The sequence below is a fragment of the Agrococcus lahaulensis DSM 17612 genome, from assembly GCF_000425105.1.
GTDB classification, from domain to species: domain Bacteria; phylum Actinomycetota; class Actinomycetes; order Actinomycetales; family Microbacteriaceae; genus Agrococcus; species Agrococcus lahaulensis.
Window position 1 is genome coordinate 344103 of sequence record NZ_AULD01000006.1, and the last position, 26302, is coordinate 370404.

A 26302-nucleotide genomic window follows, 5' to 3' on the forward strand; every position below is an offset into this window, starting at 1 on the left:
GGGTCCGCTCACGCTGATCGAGCGCGTCGGAAGACTTCATGCGAGAGGCGCCGGGCCAGGCGGCCCGGCGCCTCTCTGCCTGAAGGCCACATCACACTAGCAGTGGATGCGACCCCCGGCGGTCGGGGGGATCAGCCCTCCGAGGCGTTCGTCTCGGTCGGGGTCCAGTCCCACACGTTCCAGAACACCGTCGGCGCGAGCGGCGACGAGTCGATGCCCGAGACGCGGTCGGAGAACGCGGTGACCTCGGGGAACTGGAAGATGGTGATGCCGAACGCGTCCTCGACGAGGATGCGGTCGATCTCCTTGAGCAGCTCCAGCTGGCGCTCCTCGTCGACGGTCACGTTGAGCTCCTGCACGACCGCGTCCATCTCGGGGTTCGAGTAGAACGACAGGTTGTTGATGCCGCCCGTCTCGAAGTTCGGGCCGACCGAGGCGACGCCGAGCGACGTCGACTGCCAGCCGAACAGCGAGGCGTCGTAGACGCCCGGAGCACCGAGGAGGCCGCCCCACTCGGGCGACGAGCAGTCGGTGACCGACCAGCCGGCCTGAGCGGCCGACTCGCGGATGAGCTCGAACTCCGACACGCGGCGCGGGTTCGTCGAGGCGAACAGGAGGCAGACCTCCGTGCCCTCGGCGAGACCGGCCTGCTCGCGCAGCGCCGTGGCCTGCTCGATGTCGACCTCGGCGTACATGTCGAGGATGCCCGACTCCTCGACCGACTCGTCGTAGCCGTTCGCGCCCGGGACGAAGACCGCGGAGTTGCGGACCGTGGCCTCGGGGTTGAGGGGCTTGATGAGGCGGTCGACGATCTCCTGGCGCGGGATCGTCATGAGGAACGACTGGCGAGCTTCGAGCGTCGAGAAGACGCCCGGGTTCTTCGACTGGTCGAACTGGAGGTCGACGTGCTCGTACGTCGCGCCCTCGCCGTAGTTGACCGTGATGCCATCGGTGCCCTCGAGGGCAGCGCGGACGTCAGGCGTCGCCTGCGGCTGGATGACGTCGACGTCGCCGTTCTGGAGCGCCGTCACCGCCGCCATGGCGTCGGTGATGAAGCGGACCGTGATGGTCTCGACCTGCGGCTGGTGGTCGCCGACGTAGTTCTCGTTCGCCTGCAGGGTGATGTACTGGTCGGCGACGAAGTCGGTGATCTGGTACGGGCCGTTGGCGGTGAGCACCGACGTGTCGGACGGCATCTCCGTGAAGTTGAAGCCGGTGTTCCACTCTGCGGCGAGCTGGCCGATGACCTCGGTGTCCTCGTTCGCGATCGCGTCGAGGACGGCCTGCTTGGCCTCCATGGCGTCCTCGATGCCGAGGGCGCGCTGCGCGATGACGTGAGCCGGCAGGCCCGCCTGGAACGCGAGCTCCCAGTCGACGTAGAAGTCGGAGTACGTCATGAGGATGCCGCGGCCGTCCTCGTTGACCTCCGGCGCCTCGCGGACGAGGCCGACGCCCGAGTCAGGCGTGGCGCCCGAGTCGAAGAAGACCGTGCCCTCGGGGAACTCGGTCGTGAACTCGCCGGTCTCCGGGTCCTGGAACTCGGCCGGGTCGAAGTCGGCCGTGTTGAACGCGCCCGAGAGGGCGGCCCAGTTGAGCATCATGTCCGCGGCGTCGACCGGGACCTCGTCGCTCCACTGCACGTCCTCGTTGATCGTGTACTGCACCTGCAGCGGGTCCTCGGAGACCAGCTCGTAGGTGCCGAACGACTCGTCGCGCTGCAGCTCCGGGGTGTTGTCGTAGTAGTTGAACCCCGAGTAGGTCATGTAGTTGATGTTGTTGTTCGCCGTCGCGTTGCCGAACGACGTGTTGCCGTTGGCCGAGTAGAACGGCTGGTTCCACGCGACGGTGATCGAGGTGCCCTCGACGATCTCCGCTCCCGGCGCCTGTGCAGGCGTGCAAGCGGAGAGGACGAGTGCTCCCGTTGCGAGCAGCACGCCGCCCGCAGCGAATCGCTTGATCCTCAATGTTCCTCCTGTGCAAGGTGAGCGCGCGGCCAGGAAGCCGCAGTGCTCTGGATGAGTGCCACCTTAGGCCCCGCTCAAGCCCGCGCCGGCGCCGAACGCCGGATCGTTACCAACTCGACGCAGAATCGTGATCCTCGCGCGAGCCCCGCCCGCGGCGCTCGCATCGTGCGCGAGCGGCGCGCGCACGCCCGGTTCGTGCCGACCGTACGCTGAAGAGGTGACCGAGCCCATCCGCCCCGACGCGCCCTCGAGGCGGCGGCTGCAGTGGGAGCTCGCGATCGTGCTGCTGCTCTCGCTCGGCGGCAGCGCGCTGTGGTCGGTGCTGCAGTTCGCCGACGTGTCGACGCGCGAGGCGCCGATCGGCGAGCAGTCGGTCGCGCTCAACCCCGCCCGCTCGGATCGTGCGTGGCTCGACCTCGCCTACCAGCTCACCGGCATCGCGCTCGACCTCGTGCCGGTCGCGCTCGTGTGCTGGCTGCTGTGGCGCGCCCGGCCGCCGCGGCTCGGCGCGCTCGGCATCGACGGCACCCGCCCTGCCCGCGACGCGCTCTCGGGGCTCGCGCTCGTCGCCGTCATCGGCGTGCCGGGGCTCGCGCTCTACCTCGCGGGGCGCTCGCTCGGCATGACGGTGAACGTCGTGCCCTCGCCGCTCGACGCGCACTGGTTCACCGTGCCGGTGCTGCTGCTGTCGGCGCTGCGCGCCGGGCTCACCGAGGAGGTCATCGTCGTCGGCTACCTCTTCGAGCGGCTGCGGCGGCTCGGCTGGGGCACGTGGCCGATCATCGTCGCCGCGGCGCTGCTGCGCGGCGTCTACCACCTCTACCAAGGGCTGCCGGGGATGGTCGGCAACATCGCGATGGGGCTGCTGTTCGGCTGGCTCTACGCGCGCACGGGCAGGCTCGTGCCCCTCATCGTCGCGCACACGCTCATCGACGTCGCCGTCTTCGTCGGGTACCCCTGGGCGTACGCGGCGCTGCCGGGGCTCTTCGCGAGCTGACCTGTCAGGGGGCCCCACCCTGGTCGATGCCCCACTCCCACGCGTTCCAGGTGAGGGATGCGGGACCGGGCCTCGGCGAGACGCCCTGCACCTCGGCGGCGCTCACGGTGAGCATCGAGGGCTCGATGAACGGCAGCGCGAGCGCATCGGCGACGAGCGAGGCCTCGATCGCGAGGAGCGTCTCCTCGAGCGCCTCGGAGTCGCCGGTCGCGAGCGCCTCGTCGAGCAGGAGCTCGCGCTCGGGGTCGGCGAGCGCCGTGAGCCCGCCGTCGCGCCACCGCTCGACGACGGCCGCGGCGTCGGCGGGCGCGTCGACGCGGTGGAGCACCGCGTGCCAGTCTTGCTCCTCCAGCCCGGCGGCGAGGTCGTCGACGCCGCAGTCGACGACGGCCCAGCCCGCCTCGGCCGCTTGGGCCGCGAGCGCGGGCAGCGCCGCCGCGGCGAAGGCGTCCGCGCTGTCGTACCGCACGCAGATCGACGTGCCTGCCGCGATGCCCATCGAGTCGCGCTCCGCGATCGCGAGGTCGACGTCGCGCCCGCCGAAGGCCTGCGGGAAGCCAGCGTCCTCGAGCGCGTAGTCGTAGAGGCGCGTGCCCGGGAGGAACAGCAGCGCATCGACGCCGCTCGCCTCGGCGGCGCGCTCGCCGAGCGCGGCCTCGGCGAGGCCGCGGCGGTCGATCGAGTGGAGGAGGGACGCGCGCGCCTCGGTCGACTGCAGCGGCGCGCGATCCGTGCGGAGCGTGAGCTCCCACCGACTGCCGTCGCCGTGCTCGGCGAGCGTCGCGCCGTCGCGGTCGAGATCGCGCACCGCGGTGCGGTCGGCCTCGGTCGGCACGACGGTCGCGACGTCGACCTCACCGGCCGCGAGCGCGGCGAGCGCGGCCGCGTCGTCGGCGACCGACCGCAGCGCGATGCGCTCGATCGCGGCGCCCTGCGCGCCGACGTAGCGGTCGTTCGCGACGAGCTCGACCCGGCCGTCCCTCACCTGCTCGACGCGGTACGGGCCCGACGAGACGAGCACGTCGGGATCGGAGGCGGCCGGGTCGATCGCGAGCGCCGTGCTCCACGCTGCCGCGAGCGGCGCGAGCGCGAGCGGGTCGGCGCGGTCGATCGCGTCGAGCACGCGCTGCTTCGCCTCCATCGGGTCGCTCACCCCGAACACGCGCTGCCCGAGCACGTGCGCGGGCACCGCGACCGGTAGCGCCGTGCGCCAGTCGGGCACGGGCTGCTCGAAGGCGACGTCGATCGAGCGCGCCCAGTCGTCGCGCACGGGCCGCTCGCTCGCGAGCGCCATGCCGCCGGGATCGGCGACGTCGAACCACACCTCGCTCGCGCCGAGCTCGATCGAGCCGTCCGGCGCGCGGCGCTCCTCGACCTCGAGGCCGTCGGTCGAGAGCGCGTTGGACGTCGCCGCCCACGCGAGCATGAGGTCGGCCGCGTCGAGCGGCACGCCGTCCGACCAGCGCACGCCGTCGGCGACGTCGTAGCGCACGGCGAAGCCCGCGCCATCGACGACGGTCGCGGTGCCGAACGAGGGGTCGGCGCGGTGCTCGCCGTCCGCATCCACCACGAAGAACGCGCCGCGCGTCATCGCCGCGACGTCGCGGTTGCCCTCGGTCGCGCCGCGCGTGCTCGAGGCGTTCGCATCGGTGAGCTCGCCGCTCCACGCGACCTCGACGCTCGTGCCGGGCTGCACGCGCGGCGTGACATCGGGGCCGCACGCGCTGAGCGCGAGCGCGGCGATCGCCGCCACGGCCGTCGCGACGACGGTCCGGGCGGCGATCGGGCGGCGACCGCGGGCCGGCATCAGGCGAAGGCCTCCACCGGCGGGCAGCTGCAGACGATGTTGCGATCGCCGTACGCCTGGTCGACGCGCGCGACCGGCGGCCAGTACTTCGCCCGCTCGATGCCGGGCACGGGGAACACCGCCTGCTCGCGGGAGTAGGGGCGGTCCCACTCGCCGTGCACGATCGAGCCGGGCGTGTGCGGGGCGCGGCGCAGGGCGCTCTCCTCGAGCGGCACCTCCCCGCGGCCGATGGCGTCGGCCTCCGCCTTGATCGCGATCATCGCGTCGACGAAGCGATCGAGCTCCGCGAGGTCCTCCGACTCCGTCGGCTCGACCATGAGCGTGCCCGCGACGGGGAACGACATCGTCGGCGCGTGGAAGCCGAAGTCGACGAGCCGCTTCGCGACGTCGTCGTTCGTGACGCCCGTCGCCTCCTTGAGCGGACGGAGGTCGAGGATGCACTCGTGCGCGACGAGGCCGTGCTCGCCCGTGTAGAGCACCGGGTAGTGCTCGCGCAGGCGCGCCGCGATGTAGTTCGCGGCGAGCACGGCGCTCGCGGTCGCCTTCGTGAGGCCCTCGAGCCCCATCATGCGCACGTACGCCCACGAGATCGGCAGGATCGACGCCGAGCCCCACGGCGCGGCCGCGATCGGGTTCGCCCCGATGCGCACGCCGTCGATCTCCTGCGACTCCTCGCGCGGGTCGCGCGGCAGGAAGGGCGCGAGGTGCGCCTTCGCCGCGACCGGGCCGACGCCGGGGCCGCCGCCGCCGTGCGGGATGCAGAAGGTCTTGTGCAGGTTGAGGTGCGAGACGTCGCCGCCCATGTCGCCGAAGGTCGCGTGGCCGAGCAGCGCGTTGAGGTTCGCGCCATCGATGTAGACCTGGCCGCCTGCCTCGTGCACGAGGTCGGTGATGCGACGGATCTCCGACTCGTAGACGCCGTGCGTCGACGGGTAGGTGATCATGAGCGCCGCGAGCTGCCCCGCGTGCGTGCCGATCTTCGCCTCGAGGTCGTCGACATCGACGTCGCCGTTCGCGCGCGTCGCGACGACGACGACGCGCATGCCGGCGAGCACGGCGCTCGCCGCGTTCGTGCCGTGCGCCGAGGCGGGGATGAACACGACGTCACGGTGGCCGTCGCCGCGCGAGTCGTGCCAGCCGCGGATGGCCATGAGGCCCGCGAGCTCGCCCTGCGCGCCCGAGTTCGGCTGCAGCGAGACGGTGTCGTAGCCGGTGATGCGCGCGAGCCACTCGCCGAGCTGGTCGATGAGCGCGAGCGAGCCCTCGGCGTCCTCGAGCGGGCCGTAGGGGTGCGGCTGCGAGAACTCGGGCCACGTGATGGCCTCCATCTCGGCGGCCGCGTTGAGCTTCATCGTGCAGGAGCCGAGCGGGATCATGCCGCGGTCGAGCGCGTAATCGCGGTCCGAGAGCCGCTTCGCGTAGCGCATGAGCTGCGTCTCGGAGCGGTGCGCGTGGAAGACCTCGTGCGTCATGAACGCGCTCTGCCGCGCGAGCGTCGCGGGGATCGCCCGCTCCCCCTCACCCGCGTCGGCGAGCCCGAGCGCGGGCAGCAGCGCGTCGAGGCGCACGCCCGTGCCGAGCTCTGCCCACGTCTCGTCGAAGGCGACGTGCAGGGTGTCGTCGTCGACGACGTGCACGAGGATGCCCGCGTCGGCCGCGCTCGACTGGAGCTCGCGCGCCCGGCCGGGCACGCGCATCCGCACGGTGTCGAAGAAGCGCTCGTGGACGAGCTCGATGCCGGCCTCGCGCGCCGCGCGCGCGAAGCGCGTCGCGACCGCGTGGACGCCCTCGGCGATCGCGGTGATGCCGTCGGGACCGTGGTAGACCCCGTACATCGACGCCATGACGGCGAGCAGCACCTGCGCGGTGCAGATGTTGCTCGTCGCCTTCTCGCGCCGGATGTGCTGCTCGCGGGTCTGGAGCGTGAGTCGGTAGGCGGGGTAGCCCTCGGCGTCGACCGAGACGCCGACGAGGCGGCCCGGCATCTGGCGCGTGAGCTGCTCGGCGACGGCCATGAAGCCGGCGTGCGGGCCGCCGAAGCCCATCGGCACGCCGAAGCGCTGCGAGGAGCCGACGACGATGCGAGCGCCCTGGTGGCCCGGCGCCTCGATGAGCGCGAGCGCGAGCAGGTCGGCCGCGGCGATCGGCACGCCGCCCATCGCGGTCGAGGCGGCGAAGATGCCGCGCGCGTCCCACACGAGGCCGGATGCGCCGGGCAGCTGCGCGATGACGCCGAACGAGTCGGGGAGGTCGGCGGGGTCGGTCGCGGCGAGCGGCAGCTCGACGAGCTCGATGCCCGTGCGATGGGCGCGGTGGCGGAGGAGCGCCCGCGACTGCGGCAGGAGGTCGGTGTCGACGACGAAGACGGAGGACGGCGACTTCGAGGCGCGGCGTGCGAGCAGCATCGCCTCGACGACCGCGGTGCCCTCGTCGAGCATCGACGCGTTGGCGACGTCGAGCCCCGCGAGGTCGGCGACCATCGTCTGGAAGTTGATGAGCGCCTCGAGCCGGCCCTGGCTGATCTCGGGCTGGTAGGGCGTGTAGGCCGTGTACCACGAGGGGTTCTCGAGGATGAGTCGCTTGATCGGCGCGGGCGTGACCGTGCCGGCGTAGCCGAGGCCGATCGCCGAGTGGCGCACGCGATTGCGCGACGCGAGCGCGCGCAGCTCGGCGAGCGCTTGCGTCTCGGTCGCCGCCGCGCCGATGCCGGTGCCGGCCGAGCGGATGCCCGCGGGGACCGCGGCGTCCATGAGCGCCTCGAGCGAGTCGAAGCCGACGGCGCCGAGCATGCGCTCCTGCGCCGCCGCATCGGTGCCGATGTGGCGGTCGACGAAGGGGCGCATCAGGCGGTGAGCTCTCGGTAGGCGGCCTCGTCGAGCAGCTCGGGCTCCTCGGTGAAGCGCACCTTGACGAGCCAGCCGGCGCCCTCCGCGGCGGAGTTGACGAGCGTCGGGTCGCCCGCGACCTCGTCGTTGACCTCGACGACCTCGCCGGCGGCGGGCACGATGAGCTCGCCGACCGACTTCGTCGACTCGATCTCACCGATCGCCTCGCCCGCCGCGAACGAGCGGCCGACGCCCGGCAGGTCGACGAACACGACGTCGCCGAGCGCCGACTGGGCGTAGTCGGTGATGCCGATCGTGGCGACGTCGCCCTCGATGCGGATCCACTCGTGGTCGGCGGTGTACTTGGTCTCGCTCATGGTTCAGGCCTCTCGCTTGTAGAACGGCAGCTGGGCGACGGTCGCGGGCAGCTGCGTGCCGCGGACGTCGACGGTGAGGGCGTCGGAACCGGCGGACGCCGGCTCGACGAGGGCCATCGCGATCGGATGACCGAGGGTCGGCGACAGGGCGCCGCTCGTGACGCGGCCGACCGGCCGTCCGTCGTCGAGCACGGGGTAGCCGGCGCGCGGCGCGCGGCGGCCCTCGGCGGTGAGCGCGACGAGCACGGGCGCGTCGTCCGCAGGGCCCGCCTCGACAGCCGCCCGGCCGACGAAGTCGCCCTTGGTCTTGAGCGCCACGACCCGGCCGAGCCCCACTTGCGCAGGCAGCACGTCGAGCGAGAGCTCGTTGCCGTAGAGCGGCATGCCCGCCTCGAGGCGCAGCGTGTCGCGCGCGGCGAGCCCGCACAGCGCGAGGCCGTGCTCCTCGCCCGCGAGCACGATCGCGCGCCACAGCGACTCCGTCGCGTGCGCGGCGATGTAGAGCTCGAAGCCGTCCTCGCCGGTGTAGCCCGTGCGGGCGACGAGCACGTCCTCCCCCTCGAACACCGCGGGGAGCGCGCGGTAGTAGCGCAGGCCCTCGAGCGGCTCCGACTCGAGCCCGATCGCGCCGACGATCGCGGCGGCAACGGGGCCCTGCACCGCGACGAGGCCCGTCTGCTCGGTCTCGTCGACGACGCTCGCGTCGAAGCCCGCGACCCGAGCGGAGAGGGCGTCGAGAACGGCGTGCCGGTTCGAGGCGTTCGCGACCACGAGGTACTCGGGCGCTGCGCCCGACTCGTCGACCCGGTAGACGATGAGGTCGTCGACGATGCCGCCGTGCTCGGCGAGCAGGAGCGAGTACTTCGCCTGCCACGGCTCGATCGCGGAGATGCGGCCGGCGAGCGCGTGGTCGAGGAACGCGCCGGCGTCCGGCCCGCTCACGCGCAGCTCGGCCATGTGGCTGAGGTCGAAGAGGCCCGCGCGCTCGCGCACCGCCTGGTGCTCGGCGAGGTCGGAACCGTAGCGAACGGGCATCTGCCAGCCGGCGAAGTCGATGAGCTGGGCCCCCGCCTCCCCGTGCACGTGCAGGAGCGGCGAGGCCGGCTGCGGAGCGTCTGCGGTCATGAGTCCTCCCGTGTCTGGACTCCCCCACTGTCGCGATCGTCGCCGATCGCTCCAGAGCGGCCTGCCCGTGCGGTTCGAGGACCTGAGAGTTTGGCGGGGAGGCTTGCTCCTTCGGTGCCCCCGGAGGGGCTCTCCCGCACGGGTGTGCAGCGGCCGGCTGTGCGTTGCTGGACCCGATCCTATCGGTTCCCCGCGTCCCCGTCGCGATCGTCGCGGTCCTCGACCTCCCGCTCGCGGTCCTCGACCACGAGGTCGGCCCGATACTGCCCCGTGCGGTAGGCCGCCTTGGCCATCACCTGCGTCGCGACGGGCGAGGTGACGAGCTGCAGGCATGCCGCGACGGCGAGCATCGCCGTCGCGCTCCCGTCGCGCAGCACGAGCGAGAGGCCGACGCACAGCATGAGGAAGCCGAGCGTCTGCGGCTTCGAGCCCGCGTGCATGCGATTGAGCACGTCGGGCAGCCGCACGAGACCGATCGCCGCCGTGAGGGTGAACGAGGCGCCGATGAGGATCAGCACGGAGCCGATGACGTCGAGCACGGATTCCAGGCTCACTCGCGGTCCTCGCTTCCAGGTCCGTCGCCCTCGATGCCCGCGGTGCGGTCCTCCTCGGGAGCGCTGCCGACGACGCCCTCCCGACCCGCCACGAAGCGCGCCATCGAGACGGTGCCGACGAACGCGAGCAGCGAGACGACGAGGATGACGGGGATCGTGAAGGGCTGGTGGTTGATGGCCGCCTCGACCGCGAGGCCGCCCGCGACGGTCGTGATGAGCACGTCGGTCGCGACGACGCGGTCGCTCGGGCCCGGCCCGCGCACGATGCGCACGAGCGTGAGCGCGGCGGCCGCGACGAGCATGACGCCCGCGATGACGAGCACGACCTCCATCAGTCCTCCTCCAGCAGCGCGCGGTCCTCGCGCGTGCCGAACGCGCGCAGCACCGTCGCCTCGGTCGAGCGCACGTTCGCGCGCGCCCGCTCGATCGCCTCGTCGCTCGAGGCGTCGAAGACGTGCACGAGCAGCCACCCGTCGCCGGCGTCGACGGCGACGGATCCGGGCACGAGCGTCACGAGCTCCGCCGTGATGACGGTGATGAAGATCGAGTCGCTGCGCAGCGGCACGCGGATGATCGCGTTGCGCGTCGGCCGCCAGAACGCGAGCACCTTCACGGCGACCTGGAACGAGGAGACGATGAGGCCGCGGAGCGTGACGAGCACGAGCCGCAGGAATCCGATCGGCTGGAAGGACTCCATCTCGGGCACGTCGGGCAGCGGGAAGATCACCTGGATGAGCAGCGCGATGCCGAGTCCCCACACGGCGGCCCCGACGGAGAGCTCGCCCCACAGCATCATCCAGATGAGGGCGAGGCAGATCGTCGCGGCGAGCGAGACGCGGTAGCGCAGCGGCGGGCGGTTCACGGCATCGCCTCCTCGACCGCGACGCCGTACGCGCCGCCCTCGATGTCGACGGACGCGCGCTGGGCGAACTCCGAGAGCGGACCGGCGAGGACGGTGAGCGAGACGGTGATGCCGACGAGCGCGGACGCCGCGACGACCCAGATGCGCGGCAGCACGCGCAGCGAGTGCACCCGGTCATCATCCTCGCCGCGATCCTGCCAGAAGGCCCGCTGCCAGACGCGGATGACGGCGATGAGCGTGAGCACGCTCGTCGCGACGCCGGCGACGACCGCGGCGATCGACAGCGGCGACGGCACGGCGAGGGCCGCGTCGAGCAGGGCGACCTTGCCCAGGAAGCCAGAGAAGGGCGGGATGCCGCCGAGGTTGAGCGCCGGGACGAGGTAGAGCGCCGCGAGCAGCGGGACGGACGCGAGCCCGCCGAGGCGCGCGAGGCTCGTGGAGCCGCCGACGCGCTCGATGAGGCCGACGACGATGAACAGGGCCGTCTGCACGAGGATGTGGTGGACGATGTAGAAGATGGCGCCGGCGATTCCCTGCTCGGTGCCGAGCGCGACGCCGAGCAGCATGTAGCCGATGTGGCTCACGAGCGTGAACGAGAGCAATCGCTTGATCTCGCCTTGCGCGAGCGCCCCGAGGATGCCGAGCACGAGCGTGAGGATGGCCACGACGAGCAGCAGCTCCGTGAGCGGGCTCTCGGGGAAGAGCAGCGTCTGCAGCCGGATGATCGCGTAGACGCCCACCTTCGTGAGCAGTCCGGCGAAGACCGCCGTGACGCTCGCGGGCGCCGTCGGGTAGGAGTCGGGCAGCCACGCCTGCAGCGGGAAGACGGCGGCCTTGATGCCGAACACCACGAGCAGCAGCAGCTGGATCGTGAGCTGGAGCCCCGGGTCGAGGGCCGCGAACCGCTCGGGCAGCTGCGCGAAGCTCACCGTGCCCGTCGCGCCGTAGACGAGCGCGAGCGCGAGCAGGAAGAGCGTCGACGAGATGACGCTCACGACGACGTACGTGCTGCCGGCGCGCACGCGCTCCTTCGTCGCTCCGAGCATGATGAGCACGTACGACGAGAACAGCAGCATCTCGAAGCCGACGAAGAGGTTGAAGAGGTCGCCGGCGAGGAACGCGTTCGCGACGCCGGCCGTCAGCACGAGGAACGTGGGGTGGAAGACCGACACGGGCGCGCCGTCGGCGCTGTCGGCGATGTCGCGGCGCGAGGGGAAGATGACGACGATCGCGGTGACGATGCTCGACACGAGCACGAGCAGCGACGAGAGGCGGTCGGCGACGAGGACGATGCCGAGCCCCTCCGGCCACGCCCCGACCCACAGCACGATCGGGCCCTGCGCATCCGCCGCGAGGCACAGGATGAGCGCGAGCACCGCCACGATGCCGAGCGTCGTGCCCGAGACGACGCGCTGCCACGCAGGGTGCCGTGCGAGCGCGAGCGTGATGCCCGCCGCGAGCAGCGGCAGGAGCACCGGGATGGGGACGAGGTTCGAGAGCTCCATCAGCCGCCGGCCCTCTCGCCGCGGCCGCCGGACTCGGTGTCGGGCTGCTCCTCGGGCGTGAGCTCGACGTATGCCTCGCTCGAGAGGTCGGCCTCGGCGCGACGCCGAACGATGGCGTCCTCGACGTCGTCGGCGACCTCGTCATGGCCCTCGAGCTGGAAGGAGCGGTACGACATGGCCAGCAGGAACGCGCTCGTCGCGAGCGAGATGACGATCGCGGTGAGCACCATGGCCTGCGGGAGGGGATCGGAGATCTCGTCCTCGGGCGTGCCGACGATGGGGCCGAGGCCCGCCGGTCCCGCCGCGACGAGGAAGAGCAGGTTGACGCCGTTGCCCGCGAGCATGACGCCCGCGAGGATGCGCATGAGGCTGCGCTCGAGCAGCAGGTAGGTGCCGGCGGCGATGAGCACGCCGCCGGCCACGGCGAGGGCGAGGGACGGGGTCACCGGCGCACCTCCTTGCCGGGCAGCGAGCGGTCGGAGCGCCACGCGGGTCGGGGCGCCGCGTTCTGCTCGGCGTGCAGGTCGATGCCGGCGCCGAGCGAGCGGACGAAGTCGAGCATCGCGCCGATGACGATGAGCCAGACGCCGATGTCGAAGAACAGGGTCGTGACGAGCTTCTGCTCGCCGAGCAGCGGCATGACCCACTCGATCGCGTACGACTCGCCGATGCGGCCGCCGACGAGGACAGGCCAGACGACGCCGAGCACCGCGACGACGATGCCCGCGCCGAGCAGCTTGCCCGCGTCGAACGGGGCGGCCTCCGTGAGCTCGTCGCGGCCACCCGCGAGGTAGCGCACCGCGAGCGCGATGCCCGCGACGAGGCCACCGGCGAAGCCGCCACCCGGCTCGTTGTGCCCGACCGCGAGCAGGTAGATCGAGACGAGCATCATGATCGGGAACAGCAGGCGCGTCATCATCTCGAGCACGGGCGAGGCCATGTGCTCGTCGGTGAACGCGCCGCGCAGCCAGTTGCCGCGCCGCGTCGCGGGATCGTTCTGCCGCAGCACGCCGAGACCCGCGACCGGGCGGCGCACGAAGATGAGGCTCGCGACGCCCGTCGCGGCGGCGAGCAGCACCGACACCTCGCCGAGCGTGTCCCACGCGCGGATGTCGACGAGCGTCACGTTGACGATGTTCTCGCCGTTGCCGAACTCGTAGGCCCAGCGGTAGAAGCCCTCCGAGATCGGCTCCGCCGTGCGCGCCTGGAGCGCGGCGAGCGACGCGAGCGTCGCGAACGCGCCGACCAGGATCGCGAGCAGGGCTCGCGGGTAGCGAGCGGCCCGCAGCGGCCGATCGGTGAAGTACTTCGGCAGCCGGCGCAGCACGAGCACGAGCACGATGAGGAAGACCGTCTCGGTCAGCACCTGCGTGAGCGCGAGGTCGGGCGCGCCGTGCAGCAGGAAGAGCAGGCCGACGCCGTAGCCGACGACCGAGACGAGCATGAAGGCCTTGAGCCGACCGCGCGCGGTCGTGACGAGCAGCGCCGCGATCGAGATGAGCGCGGCCGCGCCGACCTGGCCGACGGAGTCGAAGAGCCGGATGTCGCCGGAGACGGCGCCCGCCATGACGAGCGCGCCGCCCGGGAGCACCACCACGACGAGCAGGATCGTCGTGAGGTGCAGCGGGAGCGAACCGGTCTGGATGCGGCCGGTCACCTCGACCGCGAGGCGGTCGAGGGCGCGCATGCCCGCGTGGTAGCCGCGCTCGAAGAGGTCCTGCCCGTGCGGCGCGCGCCGCGCGCCGCCGACCCGGAGGTGGATGAGCGCACCCACGAGCCACGCGACGATCGACGCGACGAGCGCGGGCGTGAAGCCGTGCCACAGCGCGAGGTGCGGGGCGTCCTCGCCCGCGGGCACGTCCTCGACGTGCGGGTGCAGCAACTCGCTGATCGTGTCGCCGCCGAAGCCGAGCACGAGCCCGGCGATCGCGAGCAGCACGGGCGCCGCGACGAGCATCGGCGAGCGGCGCTTGATCGCGACGGACTGCGAGCCGAAGAACGTGCCGACGATGAAGCGCAGCGAGTACGCGACGGTGATCGCCGCGCCGAGCGCGATGCCGAAGAAGCCGACCCACCCGAGCACGGCGAGGTCGCCGTACGCGTCGCCGATCGCCGCGACGAGGGCCGCCTCCTTGCCGAGGTAGCCGAGCGCGGGCGGGATGCCCGCCATCGACGCGGCGGCGAGGATCGCCGCGCCGGCCGCGAGCGGCAGCCGCCTGCCGAGTCCGCCGAGCTCGCGCAGGTCGCGCGTGCCGGTCGAGCGGTCGACGACGCCGACGACCATGAACAGCGCGGCCTTGAAGATCGCGTGCGCGACGAGCAGCGCCAGGCCGGCTTGCATCGACGCGTGCGTGCCGATCCCGATGACCGTCATGAGCAGACCGAGCTGGCTCACGGTGCCGTGCGCGAGCAGCACCTTGATGTCGAGCTGCCGCATCGCGCGCACGGCGCCGAGCAGCATCGTCACGATGCCGAGGCCGACGAGGGTCCAGCGCCACCACGGCAGGTCGACGAACGCGGGCGTGAACGCGGCCATGAGGAAGATGCCGGCCTTCACCATCGCGGCGGCGTGCAGGAACGCCGACACCGGCGTCGGCGCCGCCATCGCGCCCGGCAGCCAGTACTGGAAGGGCACGATCGCCGACTTCGAGAGGGCGCCGACGACGAGGCAGCCCGCGGCCCACGCGGCGGCGGCCGAGCGGGGCGGGTCGGCGACGATTGCGCTGAGCGAGTACGTACCCGTCTCCGCCTCGAGCAGCAACACGCCGACGAGCATCGTGAGCCCGCCGACGGTCGTGACGATGAGCGCCGTCTGCGCCGCGCGCCGGTTGCTCGCCGAGCGGTGGTTGAGGCCGACGAGCAGGTAGCTGAACAGCGTCGTGAGCTCCCAGCCGACCGTGAGCACGATGAGGTCGTCTGACAGCACGAGCAGCAGCATCGAGGCCGCGAACGCCGTGAGCAGGCCGACCGTGCGGGCGGCGAGCGTCTTCGAGTCGAAGTACCACGCGCAGTAGACGAAGATGAGGCCGCCCACGCCGAGCACGACCATCGAGAGCAGCCACTGGAGCGCGCCGAGCCGCAGGTCGATCGCGATGCCGAGCGACGGCATCCACTCGATCCGCTCCTGCAGCACCTGCCCCGCCGCGACGAGCGGCGCCTGCAGCCCGAACCACACGGCGGCGGCGAGGCTCGCCGCCGCGGGCAGCAGGAAGACGAATCGCCCCATGCGGCCACTGAGCGCGCTGGAGACGACACCGAGGACGGCGAGCGTCGTCACAGTCAGCAGCACGTGGTGGAGTCCCTCTCGAGCTCGGGCAGGGGCTGCGTCAACCCTACCGGCGCGGCGGGCCTCCGCCGCCCGTGGGTCGCTCGATCTACCGTGGGAGGATGCGCCTCCTGCACACCTCCGACTGGCACGTCGGCCGCACGTTCCACGGCGCCGACACGCTCGAGGCGCTCGAGGATGCGCTCGGCGCGCTCGCGAGGATCGTGCGGGAGCGCGGGGTCGACGTCGTGCTCGTCGCGGGCGACGTCTTCGACTCGGCGATGCCCGCCGGCCGGCATGTCGAGGCCCTCTCGCGGTCGCTCGCCGCGATCCGGGAGTCGGGTGCCGAGATCGTGCTCTCGAGCGGCAACCACGACTCCCCCGCGCGGCTCGGCGCGAACGCCGCGTTCGCGCGAGCGGGTGGGCTGCACCTCAGCACCGCGGCGCTCGACCCCGCGTCGTGGCGCATCGAGCTCGCCGACGAGCACGGGCCTGTGGCCGTCTTCGCCGTGCCCTACCTCGAGCCGGTCGCGCTCCGGGCCGCGCTGCCGGAGGCGGGCATCGCGACGCAGGCCGACGCGATGCGATGGGCGATGGATGCGGTGCGCGCGTCGCTCGTCGACGTCCCGGCGCGCTCGGTCGTGCTCGCGCACTGCTTCGCGGCCGGCGTCGCCGACGACGCGGTGCGAGTCGACGAGGCAGTGCGGCTCGACGACGCGCCGCGCGACATCACGGCCGGCGGCCTCGACGTCGTGCCCGCGTCCGTCTTCGACGGCGTCGACTACGTCGCGCTCGGTCACCTGCACTCGCGGCAGGAGCTCTCGCCCTCCGTGCGCTACTCGGGCGCGCCGCTCCACTACTCGTTCCGCGAGCGCTCGCCCGAGCGCGGCGGCTGGCTCGTCGAGCTCGACGCCGAGGGACTCGCCGCCGTCGAGTGGATCGGGCTGCCGGTGCTTCGCGCGCTCACGACCGTCGAGGGCGAGCTCGCGGCGCTGCTCGCGGACGCGTCGCTCGACGGCACGGAGCACGACTGGCTGCGCGTGCGGCTCACCGACCGGGTGCGGCCGCTCGACGCGATGCGCCGGCTGCAGGAGCGCTGGCCGCACGCGGCCGAGGTCTCGTGGATCGGCGGCGCGAGCGCGCCCCAGCGGCAGCTGCGTGAGCGGCTCGCGCGGCGGAGCGAGGCCGAGGTCGTCGACGACTTCCTCGCCCACGTCCGCGCGGGCGCGTCGGCCACCGACGCGGAGGCGGCGCTCGTGCGCGAGCTGCTCGCGCGCGCGGCGGCCGAGGAGTCGGCCGCGTGAGGCTCCTGCGGCTCGAGCTCGCGGGATTCGGCCCCTACCGCGGGCGCTTCGAGATCGACTTCGCCGCCTTCGAGGCCGACGGCGTCTACCTCATCGCCGGGCCGACGGGCGCCGGCAAGTCGACGATCCTCGACGCCGTGTGCTTCGCGCTCTACGGCTCCGCTCCCCGCTACGACGAGCGGGCGCACCTGCGGAGCGACCTCGCGGGCCCCGACGAGGCGACGTGGGTCGAGCTCGACGTGCAGCTCGGCGACCGGGTGCTGCGCGTGCGCCGCTCGCCCGAGTACGAGCGCCCGAAGCAGCGCGGCAGCGGCACGACGCGCGAGAAGGCGCAGGCGACGCTGCTCGAGCGCACGCCGTCGGGCTGGGAGGCGGTCGCGACGACCGCGAAGGAGGTCGGGCACGAGGTCGCGCGCCTCGTCGGGCTCACGAAGGACGAGTTCCTGCAGGTCACGCTCCTCGCCCAGGGCGGCTTCGCCGAGTTCCTCGGCGCGTCGAGCGACGAGCGGAAGGCCCTGCTCGAGCGGCTCTTCGGCACCGGCAGCATGCGGCGGCTGCGCGAGCTCGCGCTCGCCGACGGGAAGGCCCTCGGCGCCCAGCGGGCAGAGCTCGAGCAGCGGCGCGACGACCGGGTCGCGCGCGTGCGCTCGCTCATCGGCCCCGGCGACGACGACGAGGAGGCGCCCGCCGACGACGGCGCCGCCGACGAGCGGTCGCTCGCGGCGCTCGAGGGCATCCTGACCGAGCGGCTCGAGGCCGCGTCAGCCGCCGCGGTCGCCGCGACGGCGGCCGAGCGCGAGGCGCGCGAGGCGCGCGACGCGGCGCGTGCGCTCGCCGAGCGGATCGCGCGCCGCGACGGCGCAGTCGCAGCGGTCGCCGCGCTCGAGGCGGCGAGCGACGCGATCGCGGCGGATCGCGAGCGGCTCGCCGACGCCGACCGCGTCGCGGAGGCCGCGGCCGAGGTCGACCGCTGGACGCGTGCCGACCGCCGCGCGCAGCGCGCCGCGACGGCGCTCGAGGCCGCGACCGCCGTGCTGCCCGAGAGCCTCGAGCCCGAGCGCGCGGCCGTCGAGCGCGAGCGCGAGGCCGCGCTCGACGACGTCGCCCGCGCGAGCGAGACGACGCGCTTCGAGCGCGAGCTCCCGCAGCTCGAGCACGCCGCCGACGAGGCCGAGCGCGACGCGCGCGCCGCCGAGGAGGCGGTGGATGCGGCGAGGCGCGAGCGAGCGGAGCACCCGGAGGCGCGCGACGCGCTCGTGCGAGCGAGGGAGGACGCCGCGACGCGCGCCGCGGGCACCGAGCCCGCTCGCGCCGCGCTCGAGGCGGCCGAGGCACGGCTCGAGGCGCGCGAGCGCGCCGACCGCCTCGTCGAGCACGAGCGCGAGGCCTCCGCCGAGGCCGGCCGCACCGCGGCCGCCCAGCACGCCGCAGCCGACGCGCTCCAGCGCCTCCAGGCCGCGCGCGTCGCGGGCATGGCGGGCGAGCTCGCGAGCGCGCTCGTGGCCGGCGAGCCGTGCCCGGTGTGCGGCGCGCTCGAGCACCCGAGTCCGCACGCGCCGGGCGGCGACATCGTCACGGCCGACGACGTCGCCGACGCGATCGCCGCGAGCGAGGCCGCGCTCGCCGCCGCGACCGCCGCGAACGAGACCCTCGCCGCGCTCGAGCGGGAGCGCGCATCGCTCGAGGCGATCGCCGGCGCCGCGGATCGCGACGCGCTCGCCGCCGCGCTCGACGCCGCTCGGGCCGCGCAGCGCGCATGCATCGACGCCGCCGCCGAGCGTGAGCGGCTCGGCCGCGAGCTCGAGCAGCACGACGAGCGCTCGCGCGAGCTCGACGGCCGCATCGCCGAGCTCGAGCGCGTCGTCGGCGAGCGCCGCTCCGCCGCCGCCTCGGCCGCGACCCGGCTCGCCGACGCGCGAGCGCGGGTGCGCGAGGCGCTCGGCGAGCACCCCGACGCGCGGTCGATGCTGCACGCGGCCTCGACGCGCCGCGATGCGCTCGAGCAGTGGCTCGAGGCCGACGCCGAGCGGGCGCGCGCCGCGGCCGAGCAGGAGGAGGCCGCGGCCGACGGACGCGCGGCGCTCGAGCGCCTCGGCATCGCGGACCGCGAAGCCCTCGCGGCCATGCGGCTCGAGCCCGCCGAGCGGCTCGCGCTCCGCGAGCGCATCCGAGCCCACGACGACGAGCTCGCGAGCGCGCGCGGCGTGCTCGCGCAGCCCGAGCTGCAGGGCCTGCCCGAGACCGCGCCCGATGTCGCGCCGCTCGAGGCCGCGCTCGTCGAGGCCGAGGCGGCATCCGCCCTCGCGGCTCGCGCCGAGGCGACTGCCCAGACCAGGCTCGACCACGCCGCCGCCGACCTCGACGACGCGAGGCAGGCCATCCGCTCGCTCGCCGACGGCGCCGAGCACGCCGCGACCGTCCGCGCCCTCGCCGACGCGCTCGACGGCCGCAACGAGCTGCGGCAGGACCTCGAGACCTACGTGCTCGCCGCCCGGCTCGGCACGATCATCGAGGCGGCGAACCTGCGGCTCGGCGCGATGACCGACGGGCGCTTCGCGCTCCTGCACGACGAGGGCACCGCCTATCGCGGCAAGGCGAGCGGGCTCGGCATCCAGGTGCTCGACGCGCACACAGGTCGGGCGCGCACGACGAAGTCGCTCTCGGGCGGCGAGACGTTCCTCGCGTCGCTCGCGCTCGCGCTCGGGCTCGCCGACGTCGTGCAGGCCGAGGCCGGCGGCATCTCGCTCGAGACCCTCTTCGTCGACGAGGGCTTCGGGTCGCTCGACCAGGACTCGCTCGAGGCTGCGCTCGCGACCCTCGACGCGCTGCGGGCCGGCGGCCGCAGCGTCGGCGTCATCAGCCACGTGCAGCAGATGCAGGAGCGCATCCCGTGGCGCATCCGCGTCGTGCCCGTGCCGGGCGGGGGCAGCCGCATCGAGGTGGCGGCGAGCGACTCCCCCGGTCGCGCCCAGGAGACCGCGCTCCGCGCTGGGTAGGCTCCCGGGCGTGCCCGACTTCGACGAGCGCCCGCAGCACGGGCGGCGCATCGACATCTCGTCGCTCGCCGCGTTCGACTTCTTCGCGCGCCGCGCGTCGAGCATGGAGGACTGGCGCCTGCAGGACGTCGACCTCACGGATCGCGCCGGCGCGCTCGAGCGGCTCGACGGCGGCGGTGCGCTGCTGCTCGGCTGCGACCTGCCGCCGGGCGCGAGGGAGCGGCTCGTCGCCCAGGGCGCGATCGTCTTCGACGACGTGCCCGACACGCCCTTCAACGCCTACCGCTCGACGCTCTACACCCCCGACGACCTCGTGCAGGGCTTCGACGAGGGCTACCCGGCGACCTTCGACGCGCGCGTCTACGCGTGGTCGCGCACCCGGCAGCACGACGTCGCCGACACGCTCGCCGCCGCCCTGCACGACCACTCGATCGACGACGCGCTCGCCGACTGGGTGCGGGGCAAGCAGATCGTCGGCGTCATGGGCGGCCACGCGCTCACGCGCGACTCGGATGCGTACCGGCAGGCCGCGCACCTCGGCCACGGGCTCGCTCGCGCAGGCCGGGTCGTCGCGACGGGCGGCGGACCTGGCGCGATGGAGGCGGCGAACCTCGGCGCTCGGGCGGTCGCGCTCTCGCCCGACCAGCTCGACGCGGCGATCGACGAGCTCGCCGCGGCGCCCGCCTTCCACGGCGCGATCCCCGAGTGGATCGCCTCGGCTCGGCGGGTCGCAGCCCGCATCGGCGACGGCGTCTCGCTCGGCGTCCCGACGTGGCACTACGGGCACGAGCCGCCCAACTCGTTCGCCACCGCGATCGCGAAGTACTTCCAGAACTCGGTGCGCGAGTCGATCCTGCTGCGCGTCGCGAGCGCCGGCATCGTCGTGCTGCCCGGCGCGGGCGGCACGGTCCAGGAGATCTTCCAGGACGCGTGCGAGAACTCCTACGCCGAGGACGGCGCGTGGGCGCCGCTCGTGCTGCTCGGCGAGCGCTACTGGACCGAGACGATGCCCGCGTGGCCGCTCCTGCAGGCGGTCATGCGCGGCAAGTCGGGTGAGGCGGGCATCGCCCTCGTCGACTCCGTGGCGGATGCGGTGGCGGCGATCTCGGGGTTCGAGCCCGCCCCGGGCGGGTCAGCCCTGCACGCGCCGGCGCCGGAGGATCGGCGCTGACGGCCGGCTACGGCAGCAGCTCCCCCGCGATCCTGCGCTCGATGTCGTGCGTCGTCGCCTCCGGCAGCGCGATGAGCCCGTCGAGCTCGCGCCGCGCCTGCCGATAGGCCGACTGGCGCTCCGCGGCCGTCGACGCCTCGTTCTCAGCGAGCGCCATGAGCCGCTGCGCCGACTGCAGGCGGCCGCGCTCGGCGTCGGTGAAGCCCGACTGCGCGCGCCGCTTCGCCTCGCGCAGCGCCGCCTCGAAGGCGACCTCGAAGTCGCGCACCGCTTCGCGGTAGCGCTCGAGCGCGCCCGGCGGGCGCAGCTCCTCCGGCTCGCTCGGCTTCAGCCCGTCCGCGACGCGCTTGGCGCGGTGGAAGGTCTGCGTGAGCGGCTCGCGCATGTCGGTCATGAGCGGGTAGTCGATGAGCTTCGCGACGTCGAGCTCGAAGTCGAGCCAGCGCCGATCGGCCTCGGCGTGGTCGGCGATGATCCGCTGGATCTGCCGGTCGCGGTCCTCCCGCTCCAGCCGGTCGTCGGTCGCGCCCTTGCCCTTCCCCTTGCCCCGCTCCGGCGCGGGCGGCACAGCCTGGACCGGGGCGCGGCGGATGCGTTCGAGCTCGATGCGGTCGCGTCGGCGCCGCTCGCTGTACTTCGCCGCGGCCCCGATCCAGCCGCCGACGATCGGGCCGACGATGAAGATCAGCCACCAGTAGCTGCCCGCGAAGCGGAGGATGTCATCCACGAGGAGAACCTACCTGCCGCTCTGCGATCGCTCGGGATCGGATGCGATGATGCGCGCGAGGCCCGTCCCCGGGCCGGAGGAGGCACCATGTCGAACATCCAGAACCCGATGCCGAACCGCACGGAGCCGACGCCGCCGTCGACGACGATCGCCGAGTTCGACACGTACGAGGAGGCGCAAGCGCTCGTCGACCGGCTGAGCGACGCGAGGTTCCCCGTCGAGCACGTGCGCATCATCGGCACGGGGCTCACGACGGTCGAGCAGGTGCTCGGCCGCATGACCTACGGCCGGGCCGCCCTCTCCGGCGCGCTCGGCGGCGCGTGGTTCGGCCTCTTCGTCGGTCTGCTCTTCGGGCTCATCATCGTGAACTCGTGGGCATGGGTCATCTGGGCCGTGCTCATGGGCGCCGCGTTCGGCATGATCGCCGGCGTCGTCCAGCACGCGATGACGGGCGGGAAGCGCGACTTCTCCTCGATCCGCGCCCTGCAGGCCGCGCGCTACGGCGTGCAGGTCACGAACGAGCACGCGGCCGAGGCCGTGCGCCTCATGGGGCAGGCGCCGCGGGCGCAGGCGTAGCCCCGTCCGCAGCCGCCGCGGGCGCCGCGGCCGCGTCGCGGTGCTCCGGCTCGTCGGGCACGTCGTCGGCGGGCTTCCGCAGCCGGAGCGTCGCGATGACGCCGAGCACCCACAGCGCCGCCGCGCCCATGAACGCGAGGCGCGCGCCCTCGAGCAGCGCGTCGCCCGAGGGAACGCCCGTGTCGACGAGCTGCCCCTGCCGCGTCGCCATGATGGTGACGAACGCAGCCGTGCCCGCGGCGCCGGCCACTTGCTGCACCGTGCTCAGCACCGCCGAGCCGTGGCCGTACAGGTGCTTCGGGAGCGCGCCGAGCGACACCGTGAACAGCGGCGGGAAGGTGAGCGCGAAGCCGAGGCTCAGCACCATCTGCATGAGGAGCACCATCCACCACGGCGTCGTCGTGGCGAGCTGCGTGTAGAGCACGAGCGCCGCGAGCACGACGAGCGCGCCGGGGATCACGAGCGGGCGCGGTCCCCACCGGTCGTAGAGCCGACCGACGACCGGTCCGAGCAGACCCGTGAGGAGCGCACCCGGGAGCGTGATGAGCCCGACCTGCAGCGGCTCGAGGCCGAGCGAGTCCTGCAGGATGAGCGGCAGCAGGATGAGCGTGCCGAACATCGCCGCCATCGCGATCATCATGACGGTCACGGCGGCCGTGAACAGCGGGTGCCGGAACGTGCGCAGGTCGAGCAGCGCGTCGTCGGTGCGCTGGAGCCGCACCTGCCGCAGCACGAACGCGACGAGGCCGAGCACGCCGATCGCGAGCGCCGTGGGCAGCTGCCACGCGGGCAGCCCCTCCGCGCCGATGAGCGAGAGCCCGTAGACGAGGCCGCCGAACCCGAGCCCCGCGAGCGGGATCGAGACGACGTCGAGCCGCGGTGGCTGCTGCACGTCGCCCCCGCGGAGCGTGCGGGCGCCCGTGAGGAGCATCGCGATCGCGAGCGGCGCGACGCCGAGGAAGATCCAGCGCCACGACGCGAACTGCAGGATCGCGCCCGAGACGGTCGGGCCGAGCGCGGGTGCGACCGACATGACGAGGGAGATCGTGCCCATGAAGGCGCCTCGGCGCGCGGGCGGCACGAGGCGCATGACCGTCGTCATGAGCAGCGGGAACACCACGGCGGTGCCGGATGCCTGCACGACGCGGCCGAGCAGCAGCAGCGGGAACGACGGCGCGACGCCCGCGAGGAGCGTGCCGGCGACGAACGCGCCCATCGCGACGAGGTAGAGCGAGCGCGTGCTGAAGCGCGCCATGAGCCAGCCGGTCGTCGGGATGACGATCGCCATCGTGAGCAGGAAGGCGGTCGTGAGCCACTGCGCGGCGCGCTCGTCGATGCCGAGCACGGGGTCGGCGACGAGCGTCGAGATGGCGACGTTCATCGCGGTCTCGTTGAGGATGACGACGAAGGCCGAGACGAGCAGCGTCGCGATGACGATCGCGCCGCCGGCAGGCAGTCGAGTGGATGCGTCGGCCCGGGCGGGGGTGGACTGGGTGTCGGTCGGCATGTGCTCTCTCGGGCGGCACCGCGCGGACCCGCCGATCGGCGGATCCGCGTCGCTGCGATCAGAAGGGTGGGCGGCTGCCGCGGCGGATCAGGCCGCGGGCGCCTCCATGTGGAAGAAGTCGATGATGTGGCCGTCGGGGTCGGTGAGCTGACCGCCGTACATGCCCCACTCGCTCTCCTCGATGGGCTTGGAGAGCCTACCGCCCGCCGCCGTGCCCGCGGCACCGAAGGCGTCGACCTCCTCGCGGCTGCCGAGCAGCAGCGCGAGCAGGTTCTCGAGCGAACCGCGCTCGGCGCGCCGCTGCTCGCCGACGAGGAACTCATCGAACCGCTCGTGCTCGAGCAGCATGATCGAGACCTGCTCGTTCACGGCCATGCAGCTCGTCGTCTCGTCGCTGAAAGCCGGGTTGCGCGTGAAGCCGAGCGCCTCGTAGAAGGCGGTCGCGACGCCGACGTCGGCGACGGCGTAGTTCGGGAAGACCATCTGCACTGCCATGACCGCTCCGCTCATCGGCGCGCGCGTGCGGCGCGCGAACGGCGCTCACGGTAATCCGGGCCGGGAGTACGGTCAAGGGGATGACCCGCTCGACTCGCGCGAGCGCCGAGTTCCGGCGCGCGTTCCTCGCCTTCGGGCCCCACGACGGCGCGCACCGCGTCGCGATCCGGGCGAGCGCCAGCACCGCCGTGCCGCTCCTCGTGCTCGTCGCGATCGGCCACGCGGAGTGGGGCGCGTGGGCCGCCTTCGGCGCCTTCACCTCGCTCTACGGCCGCAATCGCGTGCAGCTGCCCCGGCTCGTCATGCAGTCGACGGCCGCGGTCGTCATGGTCGCGGCGGTGGGGCTCGGCTCGCTCGTCGCGACGCTGCCCGCGCCGGCGTGGCCGATGATCGCGCTCGGCGCTGTCTTCGCGGGCCTCGTCTCGATCGTCTCCGACGCCGAGGACTGGCACCCGCCGGGTCCGCTCTTCGCGCTCTTCGCCTTCAGCGGCTCCGCATCGCTGCCTGGCATCTCGCTCGCCGACGCGGGGATCGCGACCGTCGTGGCCACCGCATCCGCCGCCTTCTCCGTGCTCATCGGCTCGATCGGCACCGCGTGGCGGCGGGCGCGGCGGCTGCCGGCGCTCGAGTCGCTGCCCGTCGCGCGCAGCTACCGCCTCTCCCCCGGCCGCCGGGTGCAGCTGCGGCGCGTCGCGCGCTACGCGCTCAGCGTCGCGCTCGCGGGCTCGATCGCGACGGCGCTCGGCATCGGCCACCCCTACTGGGCGATGGTCTCGGCGGTCGTGCCCGTCTCGACCGGCACGTTCGCGGCCGGCCTCGCGCGCGGCACCCACCGCATCCTGGGCACGAGCCTCGGCGTGGTGCTCGCCGCCGCCCTGCTCGCGCTGCGGCCGAGCGACGTCGTGGTCGTGCTGCTCATCGCGGCCGTCGCGTTCGGCACCGAGCTGCTCGTGGGCCGCAACTACGGCGTCGCGATGGTCTTCGTCACGCCGCTCGCGCTGCTCGCGGTGCACCTCTCGAGCCCCGTGCCGGTCGACCGGCTGCTCGTCGACCGGCTCGTCGAGTCGATCGTGGGAGCGCTCGTGGGCATCGCGGTCGGCTTCGCGACCCGCCGGTGGGACGGCCACCGGGCCTGACCCGTCGCTCGCCCTGTGCTATCCAAGAGGGCATGCGCCTCATCTCGGCTCGCGACCGCGATCCGGCCGACCCCTACTTCACGCGCGTGCTCACGGTGCCGAACGCCTTCACCATCGCCCGGCTGCTGCTCCTCGTGCCCGTCTGCTGGCTCATCATCGGCGGCGCTCCGGGCTCGTGGACCCCGGTCGTGCTGCTCGCGGTGTGGGCGGCGACCGACTGGATCGACGGCGTGCTCGCGCGCGCGCTCGACCAGACCTCGCGGCTCGGCGAGGTCATGGACCCGATCGCCGACCGCATCGGCATCGTCGGCGTCACGCTCGCGCTCGCGATCGGCGGGGCGGTCGACTGGTGGATCCTCGCCGTCATCTTCGCCGTCGACGTGCTCTCGGTGATCTCGGCGGGCAAGGCGGCCCGCGACGGCAGCATCCACGTCTCGTGGCTCGGCAAGGTGCGCACGGCGGTACTGCTGACGGCGATCGTCGTCGTGCTGCTCGGCCACACCGTGCTGCCGGAGGCGACCGCGCTCGGCATGACGCTCATGCTCGTCGGCGTCGGCCTGCACGTGATCGCGGGGATCGACTACTTCCTGCAGGCGCGTCGCCTGCGCCGGGTGCACACTGGGAGGCCTACGAGTCGGCAGGCGGAGGAGGCGCGATGAACGAGTGGCACGAGGACCGCGAGCGGCTCGCGGCGCACGTCGAGGACATCCTCGCGGGCTGGCACGAGTCGGTCGAGCGGGTGCCCGGCGAGGACGGCGAGCCCGACACGATCGTCGCGCGCGACGGCGACCGGGTGGCGGCGATCCTGCCCCTCGACGAGGAGAGCGTCGAGGAGATGGTCGACGCCGAGGCCGACGGCGAGCTCGCGCAGTGGCTGCGCGATGAGCTCGCCGAGGACGACGAGCGCGACGACGACGACCTCGACGACGACGAGGACGACGACCTCGAGGCCGCCGCCGACGCGTGGCTCGGCGACGACGCCGCCGTGGAGGACGACCCCGTCGCGACGACCGCCGCCGCCGAGGACGACGACGACGAGGACGACTTCGACCTCGACGACTGGGACGACCCGGAGGCCGACGCACTCATCGACGAGCTGCCGGCGTAGC

Annotated in this window: 22 protein-coding genes and 1 riboswitch; of the genes, 8 read left to right on the top strand and 14 right to left on the bottom strand. The window is 73.5% G+C overall.

Annotation, left to right across the window (positions count from 1 at the left end; translation table 11 throughout):
• Nucleotides 1–131 precede the first annotated feature (131 nt).
• Nucleotides 132–1964, bottom strand: a complete 1833-nt coding sequence (locus H508_RS0106430) for an ABC transporter family substrate-binding protein (protein ID WP_245569468.1) — start codon at nucleotides 1962–1964, stop codon at nucleotides 132–134.
• A gap of 217 nt (nucleotides 1965–2181) precedes the next feature.
• Between H508_RS0106430 and H508_RS0106435 the strand changes: the two genes are divergently transcribed.
• Nucleotides 2182–2961 (top strand): CPBP family intramembrane glutamic endopeptidase, encoded by a 780-nt coding sequence (locus tag H508_RS0106435; RefSeq protein ID WP_026373457.1) that lies wholly within the window; start codon nucleotides 2182–2184, stop codon nucleotides 2959–2961.
• Between the two features lie 4 nt (nucleotides 2962–2965).
• Here the strand turns inward: H508_RS0106435 and H508_RS0106440 are convergent, their stop codons facing one another.
• The 10 genes from H508_RS0106440 to H508_RS0106485 all read right to left on the bottom strand — a co-directional run bounded on the left by H508_RS0106440 (nucleotide 2966) and on the right by H508_RS0106485 (nucleotide 15305).
• Nucleotides 2966–4768: an ABC transporter substrate-binding protein gene (locus H508_RS0106440; protein ID WP_026373458.1), complete on the bottom strand. Its 1803-nt coding sequence runs from the start codon at nucleotides 4766–4768 to the stop codon at nucleotides 2966–2968.
• A complete protein-coding gene (gcvP, locus tag H508_RS0106445; protein WP_026373459.1) occupies nucleotides 4768–7611 on the bottom strand; it encodes an aminomethyl-transferring glycine dehydrogenase in 2844 nt (947 codons plus the stop codon). The genes H508_RS0106440 and gcvP overlap by 1 nt, the downstream gene beginning before the upstream one ends.
• Nucleotides 7611–7970: a glycine cleavage system protein GcvH gene (gene gcvH, locus H508_RS0106450; protein WP_021010136.1), complete on the bottom strand. Its 360-nt coding sequence runs from the start codon at nucleotides 7968–7970 to the stop codon at nucleotides 7611–7613. The genes gcvP and gcvH overlap by 1 nt, the downstream gene beginning before the upstream one ends.
• A gap of 3 nt (nucleotides 7971–7973) precedes the next feature.
• Nucleotides 7974–9095 (bottom strand): glycine cleavage system aminomethyltransferase GcvT, encoded by a 1122-nt coding sequence (gcvT, locus tag H508_RS0106455; protein ID WP_026373460.1) that lies wholly within the window; start codon nucleotides 9093–9095, stop codon nucleotides 7974–7976.
• A gap of 60 nt (nucleotides 9096–9155) precedes the next feature.
• Nucleotides 9156–9242, bottom strand: a riboswitch (glycine riboswitch).
• Between the two features lie 32 nt (nucleotides 9243–9274).
• Nucleotides 9275–9649 (bottom strand): monovalent cation/H(+) antiporter subunit G, encoded by a 375-nt coding sequence (mnhG, locus tag H508_RS0106460; RefSeq protein WP_035254190.1) that lies wholly within the window; start codon nucleotides 9647–9649, stop codon nucleotides 9275–9277.
• A complete protein-coding gene (locus H508_RS14960; RefSeq protein ID WP_084155167.1) occupies nucleotides 9646–9981 on the bottom strand; it encodes an MrpF/PhaF family protein in 336 nt (111 codons plus the stop codon). The genes mnhG and H508_RS14960 overlap by 4 nt, the downstream gene beginning before the upstream one ends.
• Nucleotides 9981–10511, bottom strand: coding sequence for a Na+/H+ antiporter subunit E (locus H508_RS14965; protein WP_051222889.1), 531 nt, complete (start codon nucleotides 10509–10511; stop codon nucleotides 9981–9983). The genes H508_RS14960 and H508_RS14965 overlap by 1 nt, the downstream gene beginning before the upstream one ends.
• Entirely contained in the window at nucleotides 10508–12016 is a 1509-nt protein-coding gene (locus H508_RS14970; protein WP_051222891.1) for a Na+/H+ antiporter subunit D, read from the bottom strand. Before H508_RS14970 ends, H508_RS14965 begins: the two co-directional genes overlap by 4 nt.
• On the bottom strand, nucleotides 12016–12462 hold the full coding sequence (locus H508_RS0106480) for a Na(+)/H(+) antiporter subunit C (protein WP_026373462.1): 447 nt from the start codon (nucleotides 12460–12462) through the stop codon (nucleotides 12016–12018). The genes H508_RS14970 and H508_RS0106480 overlap by 1 nt, the downstream gene beginning before the upstream one ends.
• The gene (locus H508_RS0106485; RefSeq protein ID WP_026373463.1) at nucleotides 12459–15305 is read right to left on the bottom strand and encodes a Na+/H+ antiporter subunit A; all 2847 of its coding nucleotides are present in this window, start codon (nucleotides 15303–15305) and stop codon (nucleotides 12459–12461) included. The genes H508_RS0106480 and H508_RS0106485 overlap by 4 nt, the downstream gene beginning before the upstream one ends.
• A gap of 98 nt (nucleotides 15306–15403) precedes the next feature.
• On the opposite strand from H508_RS0106485, the gene H508_RS0106490 reads away from it, so the two are divergent.
• The 3 genes from H508_RS0106490 to H508_RS14980 are packed head-to-tail and all read left to right on the top strand — an operon-like array spanning nucleotide 15404 to nucleotide 20752.
• Nucleotides 15404–16585 (top strand): exonuclease SbcCD subunit D, encoded by a 1182-nt coding sequence (locus H508_RS0106490; protein ID WP_026373464.1) that lies wholly within the window; start codon nucleotides 15404–15406, stop codon nucleotides 16583–16585.
• On the top strand, nucleotides 16582–19581 hold the full coding sequence (locus tag H508_RS14975; protein WP_051222893.1) for an AAA family ATPase: 3000 nt from the start codon (nucleotides 16582–16584) through the stop codon (nucleotides 19579–19581). Before H508_RS0106490 ends, H508_RS14975 begins: the two co-directional genes overlap by 4 nt.
• Nucleotides 19582–19591: 10 nt before the next feature.
• Nucleotides 19592–20752: an LOG family protein gene (locus H508_RS14980; RefSeq protein WP_051222895.1), complete on the top strand. Its 1161-nt coding sequence runs from the start codon at nucleotides 19592–19594 to the stop codon at nucleotides 20750–20752.
• Between the two features lie 7 nt (nucleotides 20753–20759).
• On the opposite strand, the gene H508_RS0106505 is transcribed toward H508_RS14980, so the two are convergent.
• Nucleotides 20760–21479 carry a hypothetical protein gene (locus H508_RS0106505; RefSeq protein ID WP_026373465.1) on the bottom strand — a complete coding sequence of 240 codons (720 nt, stop codon included), beginning with the start codon at nucleotides 21477–21479 and terminating at the stop codon, nucleotides 20760–20762.
• An 87-nt stretch (nucleotides 21480–21566) separates the two neighbouring features.
• On the opposite strand from H508_RS0106505, the gene H508_RS0106510 reads away from it, so the two are divergent.
• Nucleotides 21567–22055, top strand: coding sequence for a YflT domain-containing protein (locus H508_RS0106510; protein WP_021010124.1), 489 nt, complete (start codon nucleotides 21567–21569; stop codon nucleotides 22053–22055).
• Here the strand turns inward: H508_RS0106510 and H508_RS14985 are convergent.
• Together H508_RS14985 and H508_RS0106520 are read right to left on the bottom strand one after the other, a co-directional pair.
• Nucleotides 22024–23562 (bottom strand): MDR family MFS transporter, encoded by a 1539-nt coding sequence (locus tag H508_RS14985; RefSeq protein ID WP_021010123.1) that lies wholly within the window; start codon nucleotides 23560–23562, stop codon nucleotides 22024–22026. The genes H508_RS0106510 and H508_RS14985 overlap by 32 nt on opposite strands.
• A gap of 87 nt (nucleotides 23563–23649) precedes the next feature.
• Nucleotides 23650–24057 (bottom strand): VOC family protein, encoded by a 408-nt coding sequence (locus H508_RS0106520; RefSeq protein WP_051222897.1) that lies wholly within the window; start codon nucleotides 24055–24057, stop codon nucleotides 23650–23652.
• An 80-nt stretch (nucleotides 24058–24137) separates the two neighbouring features.
• Here H508_RS0106520 and H508_RS14990 point away from each other — a divergent pair, with 80 nt between their 5' ends.
• Genes H508_RS14990 through H508_RS15000 form a run of 3 tightly spaced genes read left to right on the top strand, consistent with a single transcriptional unit; the run spans nucleotide 24138 to nucleotide 26301 of the window.
• Nucleotides 24138–25193 carry an FUSC family protein gene (locus H508_RS14990; RefSeq protein WP_035254194.1) on the top strand — a complete coding sequence of 352 codons (1056 nt, stop codon included), beginning with the start codon at nucleotides 24138–24140 and terminating at the stop codon, nucleotides 25191–25193.
• 32 nt (nucleotides 25194–25225) lie between these two features.
• Nucleotides 25226–25852 (top strand): CDP-alcohol phosphatidyltransferase family protein, encoded by a 627-nt coding sequence (locus tag H508_RS14995; RefSeq protein WP_051222901.1) that lies wholly within the window; start codon nucleotides 25226–25228, stop codon nucleotides 25850–25852.
• Entirely contained in the window at nucleotides 25849–26301 is a 453-nt protein-coding gene (locus H508_RS15000) for a hypothetical protein (protein WP_021010119.1), read from the top strand. Before H508_RS14995 ends, H508_RS15000 begins: the two co-directional genes overlap by 4 nt.
• Nucleotide 26302 lies beyond the last annotated feature (1 nt).

What these genes read in the sequence shown, in the direction of transcription:
- gcvT (WP_026373460.1), bottom strand. Translation starts at nt 9,095, where the DNA reads ATGACCGCAGACGCTCCGCAGCCGGCCTCGCCGCTCCTGCACGTGCAC.
- H508_RS14995 (WP_051222901.1), top strand. Translation starts at nt 25,226, where the DNA reads ATGCGCCTCATCTCGGCTCGCGACCGCGATCCGGCCGACCCCTACTTC.
- gcvH (WP_021010136.1), bottom strand. Translation starts at nt 7,970, where the DNA reads ATGAGCGAGACCAAGTACACCGCCGACCACGAGTGGATCCGCATCGAG.
- H508_RS14960 (WP_084155167.1), bottom strand. Translation starts at nt 9,981, where the DNA reads ATGGAGGTCGTGCTCGTCATCGCGGGCGTCATGCTCGTCGCGGCCGCC.
- H508_RS0106510 (WP_021010124.1), top strand. Translation starts at nt 21,567, where the DNA reads ATGTCGAACATCCAGAACCCGATGCCGAACCGCACGGAGCCGACGCCG.
- H508_RS0106440 (WP_026373458.1), bottom strand. Translation starts at nt 4,768, where the DNA reads ATGCCGGCCCGCGGTCGCCGCCCGATCGCCGCCCGGACCGTCGTCGCG.
- H508_RS0106520 (WP_051222897.1), bottom strand. Translation starts at nt 24,057, where the DNA reads ATGGCAGTGCAGATGGTCTTCCCGAACTACGCCGTCGCCGACGTCGGC.
- H508_RS14990 (WP_035254194.1), top strand. Translation starts at nt 24,138, where the DNA reads ATGACCCGCTCGACTCGCGCGAGCGCCGAGTTCCGGCGCGCGTTCCTC.
- H508_RS14970 (WP_051222891.1), bottom strand. Translation starts at nt 12,016, where the DNA reads ATGGAGCTCTCGAACCTCGTCCCCATCCCGGTGCTCCTGCCGCTGCTC.
- H508_RS15000 (WP_021010119.1), top strand. Translation starts at nt 25,849, where the DNA reads ATGAACGAGTGGCACGAGGACCGCGAGCGGCTCGCGGCGCACGTCGAG.
- H508_RS0106490 (WP_026373464.1), top strand. Translation starts at nt 15,404, where the DNA reads ATGCGCCTCCTGCACACCTCCGACTGGCACGTCGGCCGCACGTTCCAC.
- H508_RS14985 (WP_021010123.1), bottom strand. Translation starts at nt 23,562, where the DNA reads ATGCCGACCGACACCCAGTCCACCCCCGCCCGGGCCGACGCATCCACT.
- gcvP (WP_026373459.1), bottom strand. Translation starts at nt 7,611, where the DNA reads ATGCGCCCCTTCGTCGACCGCCACATCGGCACCGATGCGGCGGCGCAG.